The 5,074-nt window shown below is 31.1% G+C and carries 4 protein-coding genes; all 4 read left to right on the top strand.

Annotated elements, in window-relative coordinates; translation table 11 throughout:
- Nucleotides 1–298: 298 nt before the first annotated feature.
- Complete coding sequence (lysA, locus tag VK071_06660; protein HLR34999.1) at nucleotides 299–1,537, top strand: diaminopimelate decarboxylase; 1,239 nt, start codon at nucleotides 299–301, stop codon at nucleotides 1,535–1,537.
- Between the two features lie 785 nt (nucleotides 1,538–2,322).
- Entirely contained in the window at nucleotides 2,323–3,831 is a 1,509-nt protein-coding gene (locus VK071_06655) for a glutathione ABC transporter substrate-binding protein (GenBank protein ID HLR34998.1), read from the top strand.
- Nucleotides 3,832–3,901: 70 nt separating this feature from the next.
- Entirely contained in the window at nucleotides 3,902–4,831 is a 930-nt protein-coding gene (gene nikB, locus VK071_06650) for a nickel ABC transporter permease (GenBank protein ID HLR34997.1), read from the top strand.
- Nucleotides 4,832–4,856: 25 nt separating this feature from the next.
- On the top strand, nucleotides 4,857–5,074 hold a 218-nt coding region (locus tag VK071_06645; GenBank protein ID HLR34996.1), incomplete at its 3' end, for an ABC transporter permease.

The following is a 5,074-nucleotide window of genomic DNA, read 5'->3' as shown; positions in this document are numbered from 1 at the left end:
AAATTGATATAATAATATAGTTTCTAAGTATTCTAAAAATATCCAAAGGCCATTGGAAAGGTAATTCTTATTTTATTAATAATAGATTTAAGAAGTGTAAATAACTATTTTAAGGGAATACAATATTATATAATATTAATTGCGGAGGGAAGATTATGAGACTAAAAAAGAAAGTTTTAATATATTGTTAAGTGTGGTTTTTCTTTAATAAATTATATAAAAAATTTAAAGAGCAAAATCTATGTGTTTAAATACACTGTTATTTTTAACACTGGGATGAAATAGAAAGGGTGAAAAAATGAACAATATGATTTTTGCAGAATGTGATGTAGTTAATTTAGCAAAAAAATATGGTACACCATTATACGTAATTTCAGAAGATTTCATTGTAAATCGAATTGATGAAATCAAAAATAAATTTTTATACAAATATGAAAATACTTATGCTGTATATGCAAGTAAAGCGTTTTTGACAAAGGAAATGGCTAGAGTTATTAAAAGAGAAGGTTTAGGTATGGATGTAGTATCTGGTGGCGAGCTATATACAGCTTTGGAAGTTGGCTTTCCTATGGAAAAAGTTATTTTTCATGGAAACAATAAAAGTTATGATGAACTAAAAATGGCAATTACTAATGATATTGGAAGAATAGTAGTAGATAATTTATATGAGCTAGAATTAATTGAGGAAATTTCAGAAGAATTTAATAAAGAAGTAAAAATATTGTTTAGGATTACTCCAGGTGTTAATAGTGATACTCATAAATATATTCAAACAGGGCAAGTAGACTCAAAATTTGGAATACCCCTTAATGGAAAAATTCTTAAAAATGCAATTGAAAAAGCAATGGATTCCAATAATATAGACCTACTTGGCTTTCACTTTCATATAGGTTCTCAAATTAATACAAAAGATTCTTATATGGAAGCCATAAGAATAATAACAAGCTTAATGAAGAAAGTCAAAGAAGAGTGTAATTTTGATACTGTTGAATTAAATGTTGGTGGAGGTTTTGGGAGAAAACTAATAGAATATTATACTGATGCCATTATGGAGGAGTTAGAAAGTTATTGTAATAAGTATGAGTTGAAAAGACCAACAGTTATAATAGAACCAGGTAGATGGATTATTGAAAAAGCTGGTATTACTCTTTATACAATAGGTTCTATAAAAGAAATACCAGGTGTTAGAACCTATGTGTCTGTAGATGGCGGAATGCCAGATAATCCAAGACCAAGCCTATACGGTGCAAAATATAATGGTGTAATAGCAAATAAAATGAATTTAGAGTCTACAGAACTTGTGACTATGGCTGGTAAATGTTGTGAGTCTGGAGATATATTAATCTGGGATTTGAAAACACCTAAAGTGGAACAAGGAGATATACTAGCTATTTTATATACAGGGGCCTATAATTATTCAATGGCTAGTAACTATAATAAACTACCAAAACCAGCAGCAGTAATGTGTAGCAAGGGAAAGGACAGGCTAATAGCAAAAAGGGAGACCTACGAAGATATGCTCAGAAATGAAATATAAGTCGAAAGATTGAGAAAAAAGGACTGTCCTTCTTTCTCACTTTAAAAAAATACTTTAATAAAAACACACTAGATATGAAGAAAGTTTGCCTTTATATCTAGTTTTTTGTTTAATAAATTATAGAAAGTTTTTATATTAAATTTGATATATTAGCGGTTACATGAATAAATGTAAGAAAATATATTCAGAAAACATAATATTCAGAAAAAATGCAACCTTGCAAAAAATGTGATTATAGTGTAATATTGATGTAAATATATTAAGCAAAAAATGTCGTGGTTTGTAAAATGATATAAAGCATTAAAGTTGTACCTTAAGACATATAGATATATATATGTATATAGTTTAATTTTGTATTTATGTCTCTATTTTTTAAGGAATCAGATAGTGGCATAATTTATCTTCAAAGCTATTCTCAAAAGTACAAAGACAGAAAATTGAAATTATAGATTGAATATTAAAAGGACATAGCAAAATAAAGAATTTACAATTATTTAAATTTATAAGTCTTAAGTCGTGAAATTTAAATCAGGGTGCTTTTGATAATATAAAAATTATTTTTTTGAATAAGACTATAGCATTAATAGAAACAATAGATAAATTTAGCTGTTAGATGAAACTGGCATAGAATTTTCCTCTTATTTTTAGCTTAGTTATTCATCGAGGATTATTTAATATATTCAAAATAGGGGATTCTGGCCATTTCAATATAGTATAATGCAGTATTTACGTAAGATACAGCATTATGCAATTAACTAATTTAATAAATTGAAGGGGGAGGTAACGTGTTTAGAAGTAAAAAAGTTCTTATTTTGTTAGTTGTATTATTAAGTTTAACTGTTGCTTTATCAGGTTGTAGTGGGAAAAAAGATGCATTAGTAGTAGCCCAGGGTTCGGACGCAAAAACATTAGACCCACATGGATCTAATGACCAGCCTTCATCTAGAATCAATAGTCAAATATATAATACTTTACTTGATATGGATGAAAATATGGAAATAGGGCCAGGCTTAGCAGAGTCTTGGAAAAAAATCGATGATGAAACTTGGGAATTTAAATTAGTAGAAGGTGTTAAATTCCACAATGGTGAAGAACTAAAAGCAAGTGATGTAAAGTTTACTTTTGAAAGAATGATGGAATCTAGTGAAGTGGCTCATATCGTTGAAGCCTTAGAATCAGTAGAAACACCAGATGATTATACAGTAATATTAAAGACTGAATATCCTTTTGGACCATTACTTGCTCATTTAGCTCATCCAGCTTCTTCGATATTAAATGAAAAAGCAGTAACTGAAGCAGGAGATGACTATGGACAAAAACCAGTGGGAACAGGACCATATAAGCTTGAAAACTGGGAATCTGGAGATAGTGTAACTTTAGTTAAGTTTGATGATTATTTTGGAGAACCAGCAAAAACTGGAAAGGTAATATTCCAAAACATTGAAGAAGGGAACAATAGAACTATTGGTTTAGAGTCTGGAGAATTAGATATAGCCTATGATATTGAACCGATAGATTTACAAAAAGTAAGAGATCATGAGAGCTTAGAATTAATTGAAGAGCCATCTTTATCCACTTCATATATTGGTTTTAATACGGAAAAAGAGCCTTTTGATGACCCATTAGTAAGAAAAGCTTTAAACTATGCAGTAGATGTAGATGAAATAATAGATGTGGTTATAGAAGGAGCAGGTCATAAAGCAGTATCACCAATTAATGACGATGTATTTGGTTTTAATTCTGATTTAGAGGGATATGAATATGATCCGGAAAAAGCAAAGGAATTATTAAAAGAAGCAGGATATCCTGATGGTTTTGAAACAACATTATGGACTAATGACAATCCGGTTAGAGGTAGAATTACTGAGATTGTACAAGCACAATTAAAAGAGGTAGGTATAAAGGTAGAAATAGATACATTAGACTGGGCTGCATATTTAGATAGGACAGCTCAAGGTGAACATGAAATGTTCATTTTAGGTTGGGTAGCTGTTACGGGAGATGCAGATTATGGATTGTATCCATTATTTCATAGTTCTCAACATGGTGGGGCAGGTAATAGAACTTTCTATACTAATAAAAAGGTAGATAAGCTTTTAGAAAAGGGTAAAAAATCTGTCGATGAAGATGAAAGATTAAAAGCTTATCATGAAGCTCAGGAAATAATAGTAGATGAAGCTCCACAATTATTCTTATATTTCCAAACTCAAAATGCAGGCTTACAAAACAATGTTAAAGGATTTAAGTTACATCCGGCAGGCCATCATTTATTAGATAAAGTAGAAATAGACTAAATAAATTAAAGGGCTATGGCCACATAGCCCTTTAGCAACATATATTGCCTTACTTCAAGGAGGTTTAAATATGCATAAATATATTTTTAGAAGGATCCTTTTATTAATTCCAGTAATAATAGGGGTTACCTTTATAGTCTATACAATAATGTATTTAACCCCTGGTGACCCGGCTCAAATTATTTTAGGAGAGAATGCTCCAGAAGAAGCAGTTCAAAAACTTAGAGATGAAATGGGTTTAAACGATCCTTTTATTGTCCAATATTTAAGGTTCTTAAGGCGAGCGGTAAAAGGAGACTTTGGTAGATCTTATACTACGAAGAGACCAGTTTTTGATGAGGTTTTATCTAGGTTTCCAGCCACATTAAAGTTAACCATCGCCGGTATGATTATAGCAGTGGCCATAGGCATTCCTGTAGGTATAATATCTGCTACAAAGCAGTATTCGGCAGTAGATAGTATTAGTATGATACTAGCCTTGTTAGGAGTTTCGATGCCAAATTTCTGGTTAGGACTTATGCTTATACTCTTATTTTCAGTTAGATTAGGTTGGCTTCCCTCAGGAAGAGATATGGGATTTACTAGTTTAATCCTACCGGCCATTACATTAGGGACAGGTGTTGCAGCCATAATCACTCGTATGACTAGATCGTCAATGTTAGAAGTTATTAGACAAGACTATATTAGAACTGCTAGGGCAAAAGGTGTCGAAGAAAAAAAAGTAATAAATAAACACGCTCTTGGTAATGCACTAATTCCAGTTATAACCGTTGTAGGGTTACAATTTGGATATTTATTAGGGGGAGCAGTCCTTACAGAGACTGTCTTTTCATGGCCAGGAGTAGGACGATTAATGGTTGAGGCAATTAAGCAAAAAGATACACCCACTGTACTAGCATCTGTTATTTTTATGTCAGTGGTCTTCAGTATAGCCAATCTTTTGGTAGATATACTATATGCATTTATAGATCCTAGAATTAGGTCCCAGTATAGTAAATAGTCTGATAAAAGGAGGTTTTTTTTGAATGCCAAATGATGTAGCTAGTGAAAAAAGTGAAAAAAAGCTGGTAGAAACAAAGAAAAGGAAAAATCAAAGAAGTGAAGTATGGCGGAGATTAAAGAAAAGTAAAATGGCAATGGTAGGTTTAGTTATTTTAATAGTGCTCATATTATTGGCAGTATTTGCTAATGTAATAGCTGATTATGATGAAATGGCTATAAAACAAAATACATCTAGAAGGCT

The sequence above is a fragment of the Tissierellales bacterium genome (assembly GCA_035301805.1).
Classification (GTDB): domain Bacteria; phylum Bacillota; class Clostridia; order Tissierellales; family DATGTQ01; genus DATGTQ01.
Note: the sequence above shows the minus strand (reverse complement) of the source record. Positions and strands in the feature narration are given on the sequence as shown.